The sequence below is a fragment of the Flavobacterium humi genome, assembly GCF_004745595.1.
Lineage (GTDB): Bacteria > Bacteroidota > Bacteroidia > Flavobacteriales > Flavobacteriaceae > Flavobacterium > Flavobacterium humi.
In genome coordinates this window covers 65,682-84,765 of the sequence record NZ_SRLH01000003.1, presented here as the reverse complement: position 1 = coordinate 84,765, position 19,084 = coordinate 65,682, and the positions used below count along the sequence as shown (strand labels likewise).

The following is a 19,084-nucleotide window of genomic DNA, read 5'->3' as shown; positions in this document are numbered from 1 at the left end:
CGCCAATCAACTCTGATTGGCGTTTTTTTTTTGGAATTATTTTAGCCGTTTTAGCTTTTTTCCTATGCTATGCTGCAATAATTCAAAGCTTTCTTTTTTGAGCTGCAGTTCGGTCAACTGATGTAAATTATAAGTATTCAAGTTATGGGTAGCCCGCATCCGGATAAATTCAGCCAAAGATTCCACTGGATGTTTTTCTTCCTGCTTTTCCAAAAAGGAAGCTACCTGTAATGCCGCAAAAGATTCGTTCCTGATATCTTCGGTGACCTTGATCTTTTGAGCCACACGGTGCAGCTTGAGGGTTACGTTGCGATAATCCTGTTCTAATTTCAGATAGGTTTTTTCGGCTTCGGCTTTTTCGAGTTGTTTGCGCTCTTTTGAATGTCCTTTATCTTCTTGCAAATATTGCAGCAACGCGGTTAATTTAGTGGTGGCATCTAGCGGTAAGTTCCTTTTCCCGGATACAAACATGGAGTATTGGCCCCTTGATATACCTAATAGCATACCAGCTTCTTCCTGAGATAAGCCAAAGGTGTTTTTTAACGTTATATTTTGTTTCATTTTTTTAAAAAATAATAATTTGCAACAGTTTTTGTTGCAAATTATAAAAAAAAATTATTTTGAAACAAAAAAATATAAAGCCGTACTGTATTTATTTTCTCAAAATCTCAATTTTCTCCTAATCCCATAACCGGATTCATCAATTACCGTGATGTAATGAAAGCCTTCCGTGAAAGTTTTTGGTCGATCCCTTCTACACATTGTCAAAAAAAAATCATTACTCGGTTAAAGCAATGATTTTCTTTACGTAAAGAGTAAGCGGTAAAATATTATTTTTTTATCAATCTTTTTATTACGGTTTCATTTTGGCTATTGGTTACCTTTATTAAATATAATCCCGATTTCAGATTAGAAACATCGATTTTATTTTCAATCGAAATAAATATTAATTTTCCTTCTAATGAATATACTTCTATTGATTTTATTTCTTTGTTAGATTCTATGTTTACTAGAGAAGAGGTTGGATTTGGGTAAATCGAAAAATCCGGAAAAGAATCGAAGGATTGCAGCCCTAAAACAGTAGATCCAAACTCAAAAGCACCCATATCTACAGTTGAATTGAATACACGTTGATTATTTAACAAATCAGTAGTTCCAATGGCATTTGCATTATTGCCGGTATCAATCGCTGGTGAGCCGGGATTTAAAGTGTAATCGCCACTGGCAGCATTAGTAAATAAAGGATTAGAACCACTAGTGTTTAACGAAGTACCGCTTAGGGTAACCCCGGTAAAATTAGTTTCGTCAATTGAGTTTGTAATCGTAATAGGGTTTACTATGTCATCAATGAGCCCGGAAATTGGCCTTGCAACAGTTCCTCCGGCAGCTTTGTTATTCCATAAGATACAGTTGGAGATAGTTGCAGTATGGTTTGCACTAACGCTATTTCGTTTGCCTATTACTAATGTAGCTCTATTGAAATTATTTATACCGCTAAATGTGCCGGTATCCAGATTATCGGCAAAAGTGCAGTTACTAATATTTGTTGCTATCGTAGAACTTGTCCCATAAGCACGTAACCATAACGAACTCCCTGAATATCCAAGTGCCGCTGCGTTATCTTTTACCTGGTTTTTTTTGAATAAGGAATTAGAAACTGTATACGTTGCTGATGCATTATTGTTTGTGTAGGAATAAATGGCACCGCCGCCTAAGGCTAAGTTTTCGCTAAATTCACAATTGCTGATAATTAATTCTGAAGAGGTATTATTAAACACGGCAAGCAATGCGCCTCCATACTCTGCTGTATTTTTAATCAATTTACAATTGTTTAAAGTCATTTTTGTAACCGTACTGCTTTTGGTAATGCCGGCTCCGGTTTTAAATGGCGCTGCAGCACCATTGGCATGACCTCCGGTTATTGTTAGACGGTCAAGTAACAAATTGTTGCCTTGTATGTTAATTACAGTATAACTGTTGTCATTTCGGGTTGTGTTAACATGAGATAATATGTTGTCATCATTCCCTAATAGATCTCCCGAGAGAATCGTTTCATGAGTTCCAAATATACGTTGTGACAGCTGTGTTTCATTGCCGGCAAATCCTCCATATAATTTCAAATTAAGATCTGAAACTGTAAATGCTATTGTCCTATCAGACGCGTGTGGTTTGTATAGGCCTCCGGCAATCCAGATTTCTTCATTGTCTTGTGCCACGGCAAGGGCATTTTCGAGAGTAGTATAAGCATGTGCCCATGATATGCCATTGTTGTTTCCTGAAGCAGCACTATTTACATAAATACGTCCAAGTGTTCTGGTTGTAGTGAAATTTACCGGCAATGACCATCCTGTTGTATTGTTTGCACAATGCTGTTTTACATATACTTTATAATTTGTAAAAATATCCAATCCAGATAAGTTTGTTGTCCCGGAAGTTATTCCGTAAATAATTACAGCGTTAGAAAATGCTTCTGAATTTTTATGATAAGCAATGTCATACGTGCTATTTCCGGGAATGGTTATGGTTGCCGATGTATGAGTAATGGCAGCAACTGATACAATCGAAGATGGAGGTGTAAAGCAAAAATTATTATAATTTGAAATACCTGCTATTTCTGCGGCAGTTAAATTCCTGTTGTATATCAATATATCGTCTATAATGTCAAAATACCTATTATTAGTAGCAAGAGAATTAGATCGGTTGTTGCCAATGCTTATAGTGCCGGTTGTGTCATGGGAAAGACTTAAGTAAACATTTCCTGCCTGGCCTGTATTAGTTGCCCCTCCGCTACCCATATCGACCCCATCTATATATAACCTGCCTGAGTTTGTTGCAGTATCTGTCAGGCCAGAAGGCGAGGTCGAAAGACTATTGAAAATCGTAAACGCAACATGATGCCAATTCCCATCACTAACAACCGTTGTTCCTAATACTCCACCACCTCTATAACCTAAACTGGCATTATTGTACAAAACACTCAATGCAAAACCAATTTTTCCATTTTGCAGGTAAATATAATAACCTGCCCAATTAGCATTTGCAAAAGTAGCCCTGTTACTGTCGTCAAAAATAATTCTTGCATCAGCATCATTTGTTGTGGTGTTAATCCAAAAACTTATAGTTGCCTGATTTCCCAGATTGAATGCATCGTTAGGGAAATTAATATCAGGTCTTGTTAATCGATCGCCGTTTAAACGCACCGCACTGGTTGGAGCAGTATCAAAGCGATTGTTTATTTCGGTAAGTGCGGTTCCTGTTTGTGTGAGATTAATTCCATTTGCGCCATCTATTAAAAGGCTTCCGTTATCAAAGCCATATTGAGCAACTAAACCGTTGGTAGGGAATTGTGCGGAACTCAATTGGTAAATAAATAGAACTAGGAAAAATAATTTTGTTTTCATGATTTTAGGATTAGAAGAATAGGGTAAATTTCTTCATAAAAAAAAGCCGTAATAAAACGACTTTCTGAAACTGGGTTTTGACTTGCTGAAGGCTTTATCCTATATTTTGAATGATAATCAGGAATTCTTCTTTTTTATCATTGGCAATAGAAACAGTTTTGTTGTTATCCATGACAATGTAACCGCCATCTTTTTTGATATATTCTTTAATGTATTTTAAATTTACAAGATAAGAACGATGAGGCTTGTAAAAGTTAGGTTGGATTTCCAATACTGTAACAAAGTGGCGCAAAGGTTTGCAAACAAGGATTTCTGTTTCTTTTATGGTAGTTACTTTGGTATACATTCCATCGGCTTCAAACAGGATGATGTCGTCAAAATTTACAAATTTAAAACCATCAGAGAAGGGCAGGCCTATTTTATTGAAATTGGTTGTTTTCAGACTTTTCTGCAATTCTTCCAATTTTAGGCCTATATTGGATTTTCCAATTTGATGTATTGCTTTTTCGGTGGCTTCCTTGACGGTTTCCGCACGCAAAGGTTTCAGCAAATAATCGATAGCGGAAAGTTGGAAAGCGTTTATTGCAAATTCACTATATGCTGTAGTAAAGATAATTTCAAAAGTAACGTCTTCCTTGTTCATGAAATTGAGAATTTCCAAACCGGAATGCTCCGGCATTTCAATATCCAGGAAAACGATTTGCGGCTGGCGCTCTTTTATCAATGCCACTCCCGAAAGCAAGTCTTCAGCCTCCATGATACTGCTGATTTTAGGGCAGTTTTCCGCTATTAAAATGCGAAGCAGGCTCCTCGCTTTCCTTTCATCATCAATTATTATTGCCTCCATTGTTTAGTGCATTAAAGGGATTAATAAAGTTACTTTTGTACCAATGGCTTCTTCGGAATCATTGGCTAAATCGTCTATGGTTACGCCTATTTTCCGTTCACGGCCAAAATTCAATAAATCCAATCTGTGCCGGGTGGCTTCCGTGGCAAACGAACGGTGTTTCATGTTCCTCAATTGCGCTGCCTTTTTTCTTCCTATCCCATCATCTGCAATGATGCAACGGAGTATTTTCTCATCGTTCAGTAATTCGAAATCAATGGTCAAGTTCCTGTTTTCTTTTTTGTGAAGCAAGCCATGCTTTATGGCATTCTCTACATAAGGCTGGATAAGCATTGTTGGGATCCTGATATCTTCATTGCCTTTTGGACAGGTGATTTTATAACGGAATTTATCTTCGAACCTGAGTTCTTCTAATTGAAGATACGTTTCCAAACATTCTATTTCTTCCCTTACTGAAATATATCCTTTTGAACTGTGGTCTAAATAGGCCCGTATCAAATCAGCAAATTTTGCCAAATAGGAGCTAGCCAGGTTCTTTTGGTTTAAAATAATATATTCCTGGATAGAATTCAGGGCGTTGAAAATGAAATGGGGATTCATCTGGGATTTTAAATTCTCTAATTTGAGCGTTGCCAATTCGTTTTCAAAATTGGCTCTCTTTATGGCTAATTCCTTTTCTTTTTCTTTGATTTTCAGTTTATTTCTGTAAAATAAGATTGTTAATCCGAACGAAATAAGAATCAGGCCAGATATAAACCACCAGGTTTTCCAATAAGGCTGGTGAATCTTGAAGCTGGTTTTTGCGGTAACATACCCGCTTTTACTGTTGCTTCTGGCACGTATCTCAAAAACATAATCCCTGGAAGGAAGACTGTTAAAATTCACGAAGTCTACATTCTTGTCCAAGGGGACCCAATCTTGATTTAATCCAAGGAGCCTGTACTCAAATCGTAATTCGTCTTTTGGATAGAACCCGTTGGTATGGAAGGTAAATTTGATTCTGTTTTTGTTATATGGGAGAGAATAATTTTCCTGTACGAGAGTATCTTTCTCATTTATCGTAATAGATTTTATGTATATATCCTTCAGACGGTATTCTTTTGGCGGTAATGTCTTGTCAATTTCGAGAATGTCTTCCTGAGTGGCAAAAAGGATGGTTTTCGGATTGGTGATGATGCTTTTAACAGTAACGGCCGGATTGACATTGTTTATGGAGGAAGACCGGAATGTATTTGTGTTTGTATTGAGCAGCTGGACTCCTTTGTCAGTAACAATCCATAATCCATTGCCGTCACTTTTTATTTCCTGGATAATATTCGATTTTAATCCGCGGGTGCTGTCAAAATTCTGTACAAACCGATTGTCTTTATACCCTAAAATGCCATTGTTGAAAGTGGCTATCCAAAGAATGCCATTGTCAGTTTGGCAAATATCTTTTGCAATGATGGGATGGCCTTTGTATTGCAAGGACCTGGAATTGCCGTTAGGACCATAAGCAACCAAGTCATCTACATACGAGATGTAAATTTGCCTGGATTTTTTGTCGTAATAGGCCCTATAAGCCCTGCGGGTATTTAAGTTCCGGAAAACACTGATGTTGTTTTGTTCGTATTTTAAAATCAATGCCCGGTCAAAACTGCAATAAATAATCTGATTCGAACCCGCTATGCTATGCAGGTCTTTAGCATTGAGAAAAAGATCTGTCTCGCTGGTTTTTTTGGTAGCGGTGTTGTAAGTGTAAGAGCTGTTTTCGGTGCTTATAAGAAGTGTATTTTCCTTTTTTAGATACAATAGCCTGGATATTTTCCTTTTTTTAGTCAGATAGATTTTCTCTTTTTTACCAGTTAACAAATCAACAATAAACAGATTTCCTTTTGTCGTTCCCACAGCAATCTTTGCCACATCTATTTTTTCAATTGATGAAATGATATCATTGGCAACAATTTTCATGTAGGCTTTAACCTGTAGCGTCGGTATGATAAATATGCCATTGTTTAAAGTGGAAATCCATAATGATTCATTGCTGTCCCATATAAGCCGTGTAATAAAATCATCTTTTAAGAAAATACCATCCAATTGGAACCGATTGTTTTTTTCTACTGTTTTTATAAGGCCGTTTGAAGTGCAAAACCATAAAAATGGGCCTTGGCTCGATACAGCTATTATTTTGTTGTTTTTTAATTTTTCGGGAAAGAAAACTTCAGAAAGATGGCTGTTGGCTATTTTAAAAAACCGATTTTGGTTTAAAACATTATCATACGAAATTAAAAATAGATTTCCTTTATATTCAAAAAACTTAGGGAAAACAGTGTTCTTAAAACCGGTTATTTTGTTGTTTACTGCCAAACGAATCGTGCTGCCTTCAATGGAAAAAATTTCATCATCAATAGTAAAGTAGGTGGCTCCTTTAAATTGGAACGGAGAACGGACAATATGCGAACCGGTAACAGCCTGTTTCAATAGATTTTCTCTCTTTTTGGTTTTTAAGTCTACTGCTAAAACTAAGGAAGTGCTAAAAATAATCAGTTTGTCTTTGGAAAAAACAAATTCTGCAAGTTCTCCTTTAAGTTCATTTTTTAAATCTAAAAAAAGTTCCAGTTTGTTATTTTTAAGAAAGAAGAACTGCCCCGAAATATTATTGCACCATAATTGTTTCCATGGGTCAGGTTTCAAACCAAAAACAGAGAGCCCTCTTTTGTCTTTATGCGTATATGGCAGGTACTCTTTCCCATCAAAACGATATAGGCCTTTGTCGGCAGCCAGCCAGATAAACCCTTTGTTGTCCTCAGCAATATCATAAAATTCCACATCAGGTAATCCTTCGTTTTCGGTCAGTTTTACAGTAATTGGATCCTGTGCAAAAAGTAAGTTTACCATTGCAAAAAGAAAAAAGATATATAAGTAGTTATTTTTCAAGTAATCAAAAATAGTCTTTTGCTTCCAAAAAAATAAAATCTCTTTCCGAAATCCGGTTTTGACTTTCCAGACAATCACCAGGCAGTAATAAAGCTTCTGTAAAATAAATCAAAAAGCAATGTATTCTAATAAACAAAAATAGGAGCCGCTACAAAACCGGCCTTGCAATCATTCCCTCAAAATCTCAATTTTTTTCCTAATCTCATAACCGGATTCATCGATTACCGTGATGTAATGAAAACCTTCCGTAGGTGTAATGGGCATTTCGTGAAAGGTTTTGGTCGATCCTTTATACACATTGTCAACATACCAGAATACTTCAGTTTCCCGCTGTGAATGGGCTACTTTTAAGATGACAGGCTGTGTTTCACTGTTGAAATTTTTGGTCAGGTAAATCTTGCTGTTCGTTTTCGGGTAAATAAAATCCATGGAAGCAGTTTGTGTCCCCTGGCAATCGCTTCGGAAAGGGGGCAAAGGCAAATAGTCAATATGCTGGTTTTTATAGTACCATTCCATAACCGGGGGCAATACGAACCATTTTCGGGTCACAATGTCTTCCACGTTTTCACAGCTGCTATTTACCCTGTATTTTCCGGTTTTGTCCAAATGCACGGTTTTGTGGTACGGGCAAATGGAAGTGGTTTTTCCTTTAAGCGGAACATATTGTTTTATTTTCGGGCAGTCTTCTTGCGCCAGGTGCCCGCTCAGCTTGCATATTTCTACTGCTGCCAAATCCTGCAATGGAGCATCAAACCATTTTTTCCGGGGCAATAAATTAAACACATCAAATAAGATAGGTGCCGCACTGGTTACTCCGGTGAGCGTTGGCCTTCCTTCCCCGGAGGCATTGCCCACCCAGACACCTACCACATACCTGGAATTGGTACCGATGGCCCAGGCATCACGATTGCCAAAGCTGGTGCCGGTTTTCCAGGCTATTTTCAGGGAACTGTCATAAAACTTCCAGGCTTCGTCCCCTTCGGGGCGGTTTACCTCTTCCATGGCATTGTATGTTTGCCAGATAGCACCGGCGCCCAAAATGGTTTTCTGTTTGCTTTCGTGTCCGAAATCCGGAAGGATCGACTCATCGTAATTCAGTTCGGCATATTCCCCGCTGCGGTATTTTCCATTGCTTTTGTTGAAATAATTTACGGTTGAAGACATTCCGGCATACGTGCGGCACAAATCCCACAAATTGCTTTCGGCACCACCTAAAATCAATGACAAGCCGTAATGATCCGGTGTTTTGGAAATATCCCTGAGTTTGAATTTCTGCAGTTCTTCATAAAATTTGTTTACGCCATATTCCTGGAGCATCAAAACCGCCGGGATATTCAACGAACGCGAGAGCGCCCTATGAGCAGGGACGGCACCGTCAAAAGTCAAATTGAAATTCTGTGGCGTATACCCGGAAATCTGTGTTGGGATATCGGCGACCAAAGTATTGGGCAGGATTTCCCCGTTATCGAGCATAGCTGCATACAGCAAAGGCTTCAAAATACTGCCTGTGCTTCTGGGAGCGCCAATAATATCTACATCTTTCTGATGGTTTTCATCCGATGGGGAATTCCCGACATAACTGATCACATTCCTGTTCTGCACATCAATGACTAAAATCGCCAGGTTGTTTACATCATTTTGTTTGTATTGGCTGTAATAGTATTTCGCGATTTGGTTAACCCTATTCTGCAAGGCAATATCGATTGTTGTTTTCAACCGTGTGCCTTCCTGGTTCCTGGCCACCCGCTGTAACAGGTGCGGAGCCGTCTGGGGCAAATCATAAGGTTTTTGCGGCAGGGGTTCATCAATAGCCAAAGCATAGGTTTGTGCGTCAATGATTCCTTCGTTTTTTAATTTCAGTAAAAGGGTATTGCGTTTTTTGAGCAATCGTTGCTGGTTTTTCCCAGGATAAATCAAACTCGGTGCATTGGGCAAAACGGCAAGGGTAGCGCTTTCCGCCCAGGATAACTGATGCGATTGCACGCCAAAATAACGCCACGAAGCCATTTCCAGCCCCACCACATTACTCCCGAAAGGAGCATGCGCCGCATACAATTCCAGGATGGTTTCTTTAGAATGCCTGAATTCCAATCGTGTGGCCAGGATGAGTTCGATGATTTTTTCAAAATAGGTCCGTTTTTTGCCTTTTCGGGACAAACGGATAACTTGCTGGGTCAGGGTACTTCCACCACGGACTATTTTCCCGGCCTTGCTGTTCTGCCGCATGGCATTGTACATTGCTATAGGATTAAACCCCGGATGGTACCTGAAATGCTCGTCTTCAAAATAAACGATGCATTTTTTGAATTTGTAAGGCACACTGTCCTGCGCCGGGAAACGCCATTGTCCGTCACGGGCTATTTTTGCGCCCAGCAATTCCCCTTCCTTACTTTCAATAACAGTCGAGTAGGGTTCCTGGAATAATGTCCGGGGTAATGAAAAATAATAAGCGGCCAGTACTACAAACAGGAAGGCTGATTTCTTTTTGTTGTTTTGTATCCAATGGAAGATGCGCTGTAGCAACGCTTTGATTTTCGCTTTCAAGGTTTTGGTTGTTTAAACCCTTTCATCCCTAATCCCGGAACGAAAGGGTTTTAATTATTCTATTTTACCACTTCTATCCATTGCCCTTTTGTCCTGGCCAGGAAACTATGGTCATACATGGCTTCGCACTGCAATCCCGGCAGGTAATAATTCCCGAGGTAGGAAGCGTTAAGCAAGATGCGGAACGTTTTGGTCTGGCCTGCGCCCAATGGGAAGTAGAAATTGGTCCTGTCATCCCGAATGTCGATATAATCGGCAACATTATTGGTCGCTTCGCCAAAATCGGTAAAGCGGGTGTTTACAATTTCAAAACCGGAAGGCAGGATTTGCGAAAGGGCTACATTTTCCACCCGTTCGTTTTTCTCGTTTTTAATAGTGACTTCCGCAATAAATTCAGTTCCCTGATTGATTTTGGACACTTTAATAGCCTGTCCTTTCCTGTTTTTGAAAACAATAGTGGCAGAAAGGTTGTTTTGTACGGGCTGTTCTTGCCCCACAGGTAAAATCCCGGAATGCAGCACACGGACATACAACGTATTGTTTTTATTGTTTTTGATGGTGATGCTGTTCGCGCCCGGTTTTACAACCAGGTTTCTTTCTGTCAGGGATTTGTTGGTATTGACCAGGATATTCTTCCCGCTATTGCTAAATTGCACATTCACGCCTTTTCCGCCATTGAACTGGGCAAATTTGGACATCGAATACAAGCAGTAAGCTGTGGTTTGTGTACTCATCCATTGATCCGATGACATATCTTTCGCTAATGCATTGGCCATTGCAAAGGCTTTCTGTTTTTGCCCCAGCAATAATAACGTTTCCAGAGCCATGGCACGGTTTCGGTCCGCGGAGCCATAATAGTAATAACCGTAATGGCTGCTTTCTTCATCAATTTTGCTTTTCAGGAATAAGGACATCCCGGCCTGTTTTTGGCCCGCCAATACATAGGCAGCTGCCAATCTCAATTTGCTTTCGTTTGAAATGCCGCCGGTTTCCCGCAGCCTGTTCATAGAGGACAAATCCGGTGCGCCTGCCAGTGCCAAAGTATAAAGACGGTAAGCCTGTGCAAAATCGTTGCCGTATTTGGCTTCAAAACGCCATTTCTTGGCCTCTTTTTGTTGGTAGGCAATCCATTTGGATTTGAAATTGATAGGCAGGACGTAGCCTTTTTTCTCTGCTTCGATTAAGAAATGCCCGGCATACGAGCTTCCCCAATCATCGGCGGTGCCTTCTCCCTGCCAGTAAGACATTCCGCCATTGGCTAACTGAAACCCGCCCAATCTTGTAATGCCGGCCGTTACGTTTTTCTGGATCAAAGACTTGCGGTTGGCGTCAATATCGGCAATGTCATTCAAATACAATTGTGGGAAAACCGATGAAGTGGTTTGTTCTACACAGCCATGCGGATACTGGATCAGGTATTGCAGCCTTCCGTTGAAATTAATCGATGGCATGGACGAAACTTCAATCCGGGCCTTATTGCTTCCGGCAACGCCAAAGGTTTTCCAGGAAATCGCCTTGGAGCTGTTCGGATCCAAAATAATGTCAGAATAGGTAGTGGTGACAGGATTTGGATTGGTCATGTCAATTTCCACGTCATAAGCGGATCTTTCCTTGCCGGAAGTAGCGATGACTTCGATTTTTCCAATGCCGGTGGCAGCACCGACTTCCAGGTTGAAGTAGGCCATTTTTTCGTCCGGGCTTGTAAAGGCGAGGTTTTGGACCGGTTTTCCTATAATTTTCAATCCTGCGCTGGCCTTGATTTGTACCGAAACATTTTTCACATGGTTTTCCATAGCGAATACAGTAACAGGAACCGTTACTTTTTCGGAAGGGGAAATTTTCCTCGGCAACGAAGCAAGGACCATCAAAGGGCTGCGGACAGGAGTGGCTTTTTCGGCACTTCCGTAAGCGCTGGTATTGGCATCGCCCGCCACAATCATCGTCCGTACCGAACCAATATATTTCGGTAATTTCAACTGATGGGTTTTGGTTTGTCCTTTTTCAAGTTTGAAAGGCCCAAGATAAATCACGACCGGTTTGAAACGATTGGCTTTCTTCGCCTTCCCGCCACCTAAATCCTGGTCTCCTCCGATACTGAAAATCTGGTTTACTTTTCCGCCATAGGCACCGATAACATCATCGTAAACATCCCATGTTTTTACCCCTAAAGCTTCCCGTACGTAGAAACTCTCCCAGGCATTCGGGGTTTTGAAACGGGTCAGGTCCAATAGGCCTTCATCGACAACAGCAATGGTATAGGTCATCGCCTTGCCTGATTTTTCGCTTACATTCACATTAAAAGCCTGTTCGGGTTTTAATACGTCCGGCATGGCCAGTTTAGGTTCCAGGATGGTATTCTTGTCGACCACTTCAATAGGAAGGATCCCGTACATCCGTATTGGCGAATCGTTTTTAGTGGAAGCATGCGGTTGCAATAGCGTAATGTTGAAATACACGTTCGGAGCCATCGCAGCGGTGATCGGAATGCTAACCTTTGTTTCTCCTTTGGTGGTTTTTGCCCAGAGGGACTGTACTACTTTCGCACCGTTTTCAATGGAGATCAAAGCACGGCCGCCTTCGCTGGAAGGGAATGATACCTGCGCTTTTTCGCCTACCGCATATTCTTTTTTATCGGTAGAGAAAACCAGCATATTGGCTGTTGAAGCATCTGTATTTCGGGTTTTTCCAGACCAGACCGGCCAGTCGATGTTAACTGTTTGCGCAGTGGCATGACCATCGTTAGGGTCAGTAACACGGATCATATAACGCCCCCATTCTTCATCGGAAAGTGCAAAACGGACGCTTGCTTTTCCGTTGGCATCGGTATTTACCCTAAAGGTTTTGTAAGAAGTCGTTGCGTCGGAAGAGTTGTAATTGGACACATTATCATTGGAAGCGTCCCACCACCAGCGCCATTCCACTTTGAAGACTTTCACTTCCAGGTTTTTTACCGGCTTCGGGCGGCCGTTTTCATCGACAGTCACAATATCAAAGGTATTGTTGGTCCTGGTTTCGAGCATTCCGTATTTAGTAAGTGCCGGTAATTTTAATCCGACATAGGTTTTATATGGCGAATACGTCGTGGCAATGACATCGGTACTGAAATCACCGCCTTCTTCATAAACTTTTGTGATAAAAGCGGCTTTGAGCATGCCCGGGGCTTGTCCTTGCAATTTTGGGTCAATCACTACGGATGCTTTTCCTGTGCCGTCTACTTTTCCTGAAAACACATTTATTTCTTCGGTACCGAACTGGCGCACCAAATCATCAAAAACATAATTAGGGTAGTTCTTGAAGGTGGTCACCTGTTGTGAAAATTTGGCCTGCATCTCTACCTTTAAATCTTTGGCCACAGCCCCATGAAGCCAATTGACCTGCAAATTGCCGGTATTTGGGTACGAAGCCGAAAGCATGGCATTCTTGAAGACATTCTTGATTTTTAAACGGTTGGGTTTAATGGTTTCGATTTTGATGCTTTTGTAAAATTTGGCACCACCGACACTAACCATTGCTTCCCAGTTTCCGGTCGGGTCATCAGGATTTGTTGGGACGATAAAACTGTAATGGTTCAGTTCATTCGATTTCTGGACGGTTTGATAGGTTATTTTGCCGTTAGGGTCTGAAAGCCTGAATTTGATCGGGTGGCTTTTCGGTAATTTGTTGGCAGCGTCATTGAAAATAAACGACAAATAAAGGTTATCGCCTGGGCGCCATACTCCGCGTTCCCCATAAATAAAGCCTTTGAGCCCTTTTTGCAATGCTTCGCCGGAAACATCGAAATTACTCACGGAAAGTGAATTCCCGTCATCAAGCCTTACATAGGTAGATTGCGTCCCGAGTGTTACAATGGCAAAATAAGCAAATTTATCGAGCTGGAATTCGGCAATTCCTTCACTGTTGGTGGCTTGGGTAGCGAGTTTTTGCTGTTGGAAATTATACAATTCCACCCGTGCATTGGAAACAGGTTCTGTGGTCACGATATTATTGACGGCAAACAAGTATGATTTGTTTTCGCCGCGTTTGGCAATAACACCCAAATCGGAGGCCAGGATGTTGGTCCCGATGGTCGTATTGTAATAATAGGAAGAGGTACAGGCGTCCTGGCTTTCGCGCCAGTCATAATCCTCATAATAGTAATCGTCATAGCTGTTCCCGCTGTAGTTTACATCGTTTTCGTCTGTTTCTTCCTCTTCGGTTTGCTCGTCTGAAGCTTCCGGATTGTCGCATTTGTATAACGAATATTTTTTCTTGAATGAAAATTCAACCCGGTAAATGGCACCCGGTTCCGGAGTAATTATTTTGGATAAGTCCAGGGCAAAAGTATTCCATTGGGCAAAATTGACCAGTTTGTTTTCTTTCAGGTTGATGGTGCTTTTGGCGATGGGCTGCGCTACTTTCTTTAAATTCTGAGCCCCGTTCAATTCGTTATATTGTAAAAACTGAAGGATGTTGTTTTTGTATATCTTATAGATTTTAACATCTACCGCGCTTAAATTTACAGCTTCGAAATTGAGCTTCAAATTATTGGAACTCGGTAATATGGTCCCATTTTTAGTGAACTTCACATTGGGTTTTATCTGGTCGAATGAAATGGAAGTGGTAAAATTCTGCTTCATTTTATAGCCGTTTTCGCTTTCGATTCCCTGGAAAACCTCGACAAGGACATTGCCTCCTGTAATAGGTTCTGAAACCGTTTCTTCTTCCGGTTCTTCATAACTGGCTTCTTCAACAACGGCAGCGGCAGAGTCTATGGCAACGGCGGTCGTATCTACAGCGGCGGCCTGTGCCACTTCAATGGCTTCTTTGGCTACGGTTTCGCTTGGCGGGGCTTCGTTGCTGAAAAATACCTTAAGGACATTGCCTTGCGTGGCGAATTTCAGGTTTTTTGCATTTTGGATGGAAACCAATCCCTTGAAATCCTGGCCTTTTTGCAGCGCATCGGAAAAATTGATCCATAACGTCTGGTTTTCACCTTCCGGGATTGTAACATCGACTACCTTGAAATTATCTTTACCGACAATCGTATATTCCATTTCGCCTTTTTGATCGATATCGTAATCGGTACCGTCATAAGCGATTTCAATTTTTGAATCTTCATCGAAACGCTGTATGCTGTCTATTATGAATTTGAATTCAGTGGCAGTACTCTGGGATTTGATGAATTTTACGGCAAGGTTTTTTCCTTTTTGTTGTGCGGAAACCAGTTTTGAAGCGGTTTCGAAATCAATATTGTCGGCGGTTTTCAAAGTCCCGTTCAGGTATTGGTAATCTTTACTGTAGGATTGTATGTCCTGGGTGGTTACCAGGAAATCCTGTTTTAACGTTTTTACCGTAAAATTAAATTCGGAAAGCTCCTTTTTGACCGTCATTACCTTATCAAGCTTTAACGTAACCTGGTATTCGGTATCCGGGTCCAGCTTTTTTTCAGGGACAAAAGCAATGGTGTTGCTGGAGAGTGCGACAACTTTTCCGCTAACGCTTGGTGAAATGTCGAACAAATCACTGTCCAGGACATCGTTGGCTTTCCATTCTTTTTTATCAAAGGCAAAAACCACCCGGATGTCGGACTGGGCCGGGACTATGCCTCCCGTAAAATTGGTAATTATACCCTTAAACAACGAAAAATCTGAATTGAATTCGGCAGCTGATTTCCTGCCACAAGCCTGAAAAATAAGAACAGCAATACATACGCAAACAAAATTTTTCGTTTTCATTTGATTAAAAAATTTAAGAGTAAATAAATGGTTAAAAGTTCTTTAAAACTACATCAAAACTAATACCAAATTGGTAAAATTTTTCTGCTTTTTACAGATAAATTACAGCGGTTCGAAAAATAAATTTAATTGTCATTTTTCTAAGAGTTTTTGTGTTAATTTTTGCTTTTTTATCAATAAAACTTCGCAAAACGATATTATTATATAAAACCTTATTTAGAAATAATAAAAATAACTCTTTTAAAGGCGTTTTTTTGGTTGAAAATGTCATTTTTAATTGTGATTTAATTCCAGCCATGTATCTTTGTAAGTGATAAAAACTAATTTTTTGCAGCATGCATACAAATCAATTTGATTATATACCTATTTTAATGCAAATGGGGCTTGCGGTCGGGTTTGTGGCGGCGACCATATTTGGTTCCAGCCTTTTAGGTCCTAAAAGATCGTCGGTAAACAAGGATAAGAATTTTGAAAGCGGGATCGAATCCATCGGTAATGCCAGGATTCCGTTCTCTGTAAAATATTTCCTTGTGGCTATCCTGTTTGTGCTTTTTGACGTCGAAGTTATTTTCCTATATCCTTGGGCAATCAATTTTAAAGACCTTGGCGTAGAAGGAATGATCAAAATGGTGATTTTCATGTCGTTATTATTGGTTGGATTTTTCTATATCATCAAAAAGAAAGCCCTTGAATGGGAATAATAATCGGTTTTAAGTAGTGATTTTTCATAACTTAATAAGTAAAAAGTAAAATGAGCGATTCAAATATAAAAATAGTAGAAGCTCCCGAAGGGTTGTCAGGTGAGGGTTTTTTCGCAACAAAACTAAATGATGTTGTAGGCCTTGCCCGAGCCAATTCCATGTGGCCGTTACCTTTTGCAACCTCTTGCTGCGGTATCGAATTCATGGCAACCATGGCGTCGCATTACGATTTGGCGCGTTTCGGGTCCGAACGTGTGAGTTTTTCTCCCCGTCAGGCGGATATGCTGATGGTTATGGGTACCATTTCCAAAAAAATGGCGCCTATCCTTCGCCAGGTTTACGAACAAATGGCGGAACCGCGTTGGGTTATTGCCGTAGGAGCCTGTGCTTCTTCGGGCGGAATATTTGATACCTATTCTGTTTTGCAGGGAATAGACAAAGTGATCCCGGTTGATGTATATGTGCCGGGCTGCCCTCCTAGGCCGGAACAGATTGTGGATGGCGTGATGCGTTTGCAGGAATTGGTTAAATCCGAATCTGTCCGCCGCCGAAGCTCCCCGGAATATCAAGAACTATTAGCATCTTATAACATTAAATAAGAACATGGCTTTAGAAAACACCCAAATTCAAGATAAATTAACGGAAACCTTTGGAGAAAGCGTAATGCATTTCCGCCAGGAAAGAGATATCTTCACTTTCGAAGTTTCATCTGATACAATAACACCCGTAATCCTGTTCCTGAAAAACGAGGAAACCTTAAATTTTCATTTTTTGACTGATTTGTGCGGGATCCATTATCCTGACAGCGATGTGAACGAGCAGTTTGCAGTGGTCTACCATTTGCATAACTGGGTAGAAAACAAACGTATCCGGATAAAAAGTTTTATACACGGGGAAAACCCTGAAATAAAATCAGTTTCAAATATCTTCCTGACCGCCAATTGGATGGAACGTGAAACGTATGATTTCTTCGGGATCAATTTCATCGGGCACCCGCAATTGAAAAGAATCCTCAACATGGACGAAATGATTTCTTTCCCGATGCGGAAGGAATTCCCAATGGAAGATTCCGGAAGGACAGATAAAGACGACAGGTTTTTTGGAAGAACACCATCAAACTGCTAATAATAAAATGCGCCCTGAAATACGGGATTCATTATAAAAATAAATAATTCAACATTATAAAATGTCAGAACTATTATTACCGCCAGAGCATCGCTATGCTAAAATAATTAAGGAGAAACTAAACGAAGACGGGAGCGAGCTCTCGATCCTGAATTTAGGACCAACCCACCCGGCCACCCACGGTATTTTCCAGAATATCCTGCTGATGGACGGAGAGCGCATTTTGGATGCCGAGCCAACCATTGGGTACATTCACAGGGCTTTTGAAAAAATCGCGGAAAACCGTCCTTTTTACCAGATTACCCCATTAACGGACAGGATGAATTACTGTTCTTCGCCAATCAATAATATGGCGTGGTGGATGACTTTGGAAAAATTATTGAATATTGAAGTGCCGAAAAGGGCGCAATATTTAAGGGTTATCGTCATGGAATTGGCCCGTATTACTGACCATATCATCTGTAACTCGATCCTTGGTGTTGATACCGGGGCATATACCGGGTTTTTATATGTATTCCAATTCAGGGAGAAAATCTACGAAATATACGAAGAGATCTGCGGAGCCCGTTTGACAACCAATATGGGGCGTTTGGGCGGTTTCGAAAGAGACTGGTCTGCAGAAGCGTTCCGTAAATTAGACGTTTTCCTGGAAGAATTCCCGCCAGCCTGGAAGGAATTCGAGAATCTTTTCGAACGAAACAGGATCTTTATTGACAGGACTGTCAATGTAGGGGCTATTTCGGCTGAAAGCGCCATGGCTTACGGATTTACCGGGCCAAACTTACGCGCTGCGGGTGTTGATTATGATGTCCGAGTAGCGGAGCCGTATTCTTCTTATGAAGATTTTGAATTCATTATCCCTGTTGGGAAATCAGGTGACACTTACGATCGTTTCTGTGTGCGTAATGCAGAAGTTTGGGAAAGTTTGAGCATCATACGCCAGGCCTTGGCAAAAATGCCCGAAGGAAACGATTACCACGCTGAAGTCCCGGATTATTACCTTCCTCCAAAAGAAGATGTATACAATAATATGGAAGCCCTTATCTACCATTTCAAAATTGTCATGGGAGAAGTTCCTGTTCCTGTTGCCGAAATTTACCACGCTGTGGAAGGTGGAAACGGGGAATTAGGTTTTTACTTAATTACAGACGGAAGCCGTACTCCGTACAGGTTGCATTTCCGCCGCCCTTGTTTTATATACTATCAAGCGTATCCGGAAATGATCAAAGGAGCATTATTATCGGATGCCATCGTAATATTATCAAGTCTTAATGTAATTGCCGGCGAATTGGACGCTTAATAATTATGGAAAAAACACAGATCAAACAAAACATAAATATCACGGAAGCCTTAATGGTTCGTATCGACGAATTGTGCAGCCATTATCCGGATGATAAAAGAAAATCGGCTTTATTGCCTGTTTTGCATGAAGTTCAAGATGCCCATGACAATTGGCTGAGTATCGAATTACAAGACAAAGTTGCCGAAATTTTACGCATCAAACCTGTTGAAGTTTACGAGGTAGTAACATTTTACACCATGTTCAACCAAAGGCCGATTGGAAAATACATGTTCGAATTTTGCCATACTTCGCCTTGTTGTTTGAACGGGACCGAAAACCTAATGGATTACACCTGTACTAAATTAGGGGTGAAAGTAGGAGAGCCTACCGCTGACGGCATGTTCGAAGTCCGTGGGGTGGAATGCCTTGGTGCTTGCGGTTATGCGCCGATGATGCAATTGGGCGATTTCTACCAGGAACACCTGACAGAAGCAAAAATCGATCAGTTGATCGCAGACTGTAGAGACAATAAAATAATATTACACGATAAATAA

11 protein-coding genes are annotated in these 19,084 nt (G+C 40.7%); 5 read left to right on the top strand and 6 right to left on the bottom strand.

Features of this window, described 5'->3' with window-relative positions; genetic code table 11:
• Positions 1-36 precede the first annotated feature (36 nt).
• The 6 genes from E4635_RS05735 to E4635_RS05710 all read right to left on the bottom strand — a co-directional run bounded on the left by E4635_RS05735 (position 37) and on the right by E4635_RS05710 (position 15,422).
• Positions 37-561 carry a helix-turn-helix domain-containing protein gene (locus E4635_RS05735; protein WP_135525672.1) on the bottom strand — a complete coding sequence of 175 codons (525 nt, stop codon included), beginning with the start codon at positions 559-561 and terminating at the stop codon, positions 37-39.
• A 269-nt stretch (positions 562-830) separates the two neighbouring features.
• Complete coding sequence (locus E4635_RS05730; protein WP_135525671.1) at positions 831-3,401, bottom strand: LamG-like jellyroll fold domain-containing protein; 2,571 nt, start codon at positions 3,399-3,401, stop codon at positions 831-833.
• A 94-nt stretch (positions 3,402-3,495) separates the two neighbouring features.
• Positions 3,496-4,248, bottom strand: a complete 753-nt coding sequence (locus E4635_RS05725; protein ID WP_135525670.1) for a LytR/AlgR family response regulator transcription factor — start codon at positions 4,246-4,248, stop codon at positions 3,496-3,498.
• A 3-nt stretch (positions 4,249-4,251) separates the two neighbouring features.
• Complete coding sequence (locus E4635_RS05720) at positions 4,252-7,125, bottom strand: sensor histidine kinase (RefSeq protein WP_135525669.1); 2,874 nt, start codon at positions 7,123-7,125, stop codon at positions 4,252-4,254.
• A 207-nt stretch (positions 7,126-7,332) separates the two neighbouring features.
• Complete coding sequence (pbpC, locus tag E4635_RS05715) at positions 7,333-9,708, bottom strand: penicillin-binding protein 1C (protein ID WP_135525668.1); 2,376 nt, start codon at positions 9,706-9,708, stop codon at positions 7,333-7,335.
• A 59-nt stretch (positions 9,709-9,767) separates the two neighbouring features.
• Positions 9,768-15,422 carry an alpha-2-macroglobulin family protein gene (locus E4635_RS05710; protein WP_135525667.1) on the bottom strand — a complete coding sequence of 1,885 codons (5,655 nt, stop codon included), beginning with the start codon at positions 15,420-15,422 and terminating at the stop codon, positions 9,768-9,770.
• Between the two features lie 335 nt (positions 15,423-15,757).
• Between E4635_RS05710 and E4635_RS05705 the strand changes: the two genes are divergently transcribed.
• The 5 genes from E4635_RS05705 (at position 15,758) to E4635_RS05685 (ending at position 19,084) form a co-directional block, all read left to right on the top strand.
• Positions 15,758-16,123 carry an NADH-quinone oxidoreductase subunit A gene (locus tag E4635_RS05705; protein ID WP_135525666.1) on the top strand — a complete coding sequence of 122 codons (366 nt, stop codon included), beginning with the start codon at positions 15,758-15,760 and terminating at the stop codon, positions 16,121-16,123.
• Positions 16,124-16,173: 50 nt separating this feature from the next.
• Positions 16,174-16,722 carry an NADH-quinone oxidoreductase subunit B gene (locus tag E4635_RS05700; RefSeq protein WP_135525665.1) on the top strand — a complete coding sequence of 183 codons (549 nt, stop codon included), beginning with the start codon at positions 16,174-16,176 and terminating at the stop codon, positions 16,720-16,722.
• Positions 16,723-16,726: 4 nt separating this feature from the next.
• Complete coding sequence (locus tag E4635_RS05695) at positions 16,727-17,248, top strand: NADH-quinone oxidoreductase subunit C (RefSeq protein ID WP_135525664.1); 522 nt, start codon at positions 16,727-16,729, stop codon at positions 17,246-17,248.
• A gap of 61 nt (positions 17,249-17,309) precedes the next feature.
• On the top strand, positions 17,310-18,548 hold the full coding sequence (locus tag E4635_RS05690) for an NADH-quinone oxidoreductase subunit D (protein WP_135525663.1): 1,239 nt from the start codon (positions 17,310-17,312) through the stop codon (positions 18,546-18,548).
• Positions 18,549-18,553: 5 nt separating this feature from the next.
• Positions 18,554-19,084 carry a complex I 24 kDa subunit family protein gene (locus tag E4635_RS05685; protein ID WP_135525662.1) on the top strand — a complete coding sequence of 177 codons (531 nt, stop codon included), beginning with the start codon at positions 18,554-18,556 and terminating at the stop codon, positions 19,082-19,084.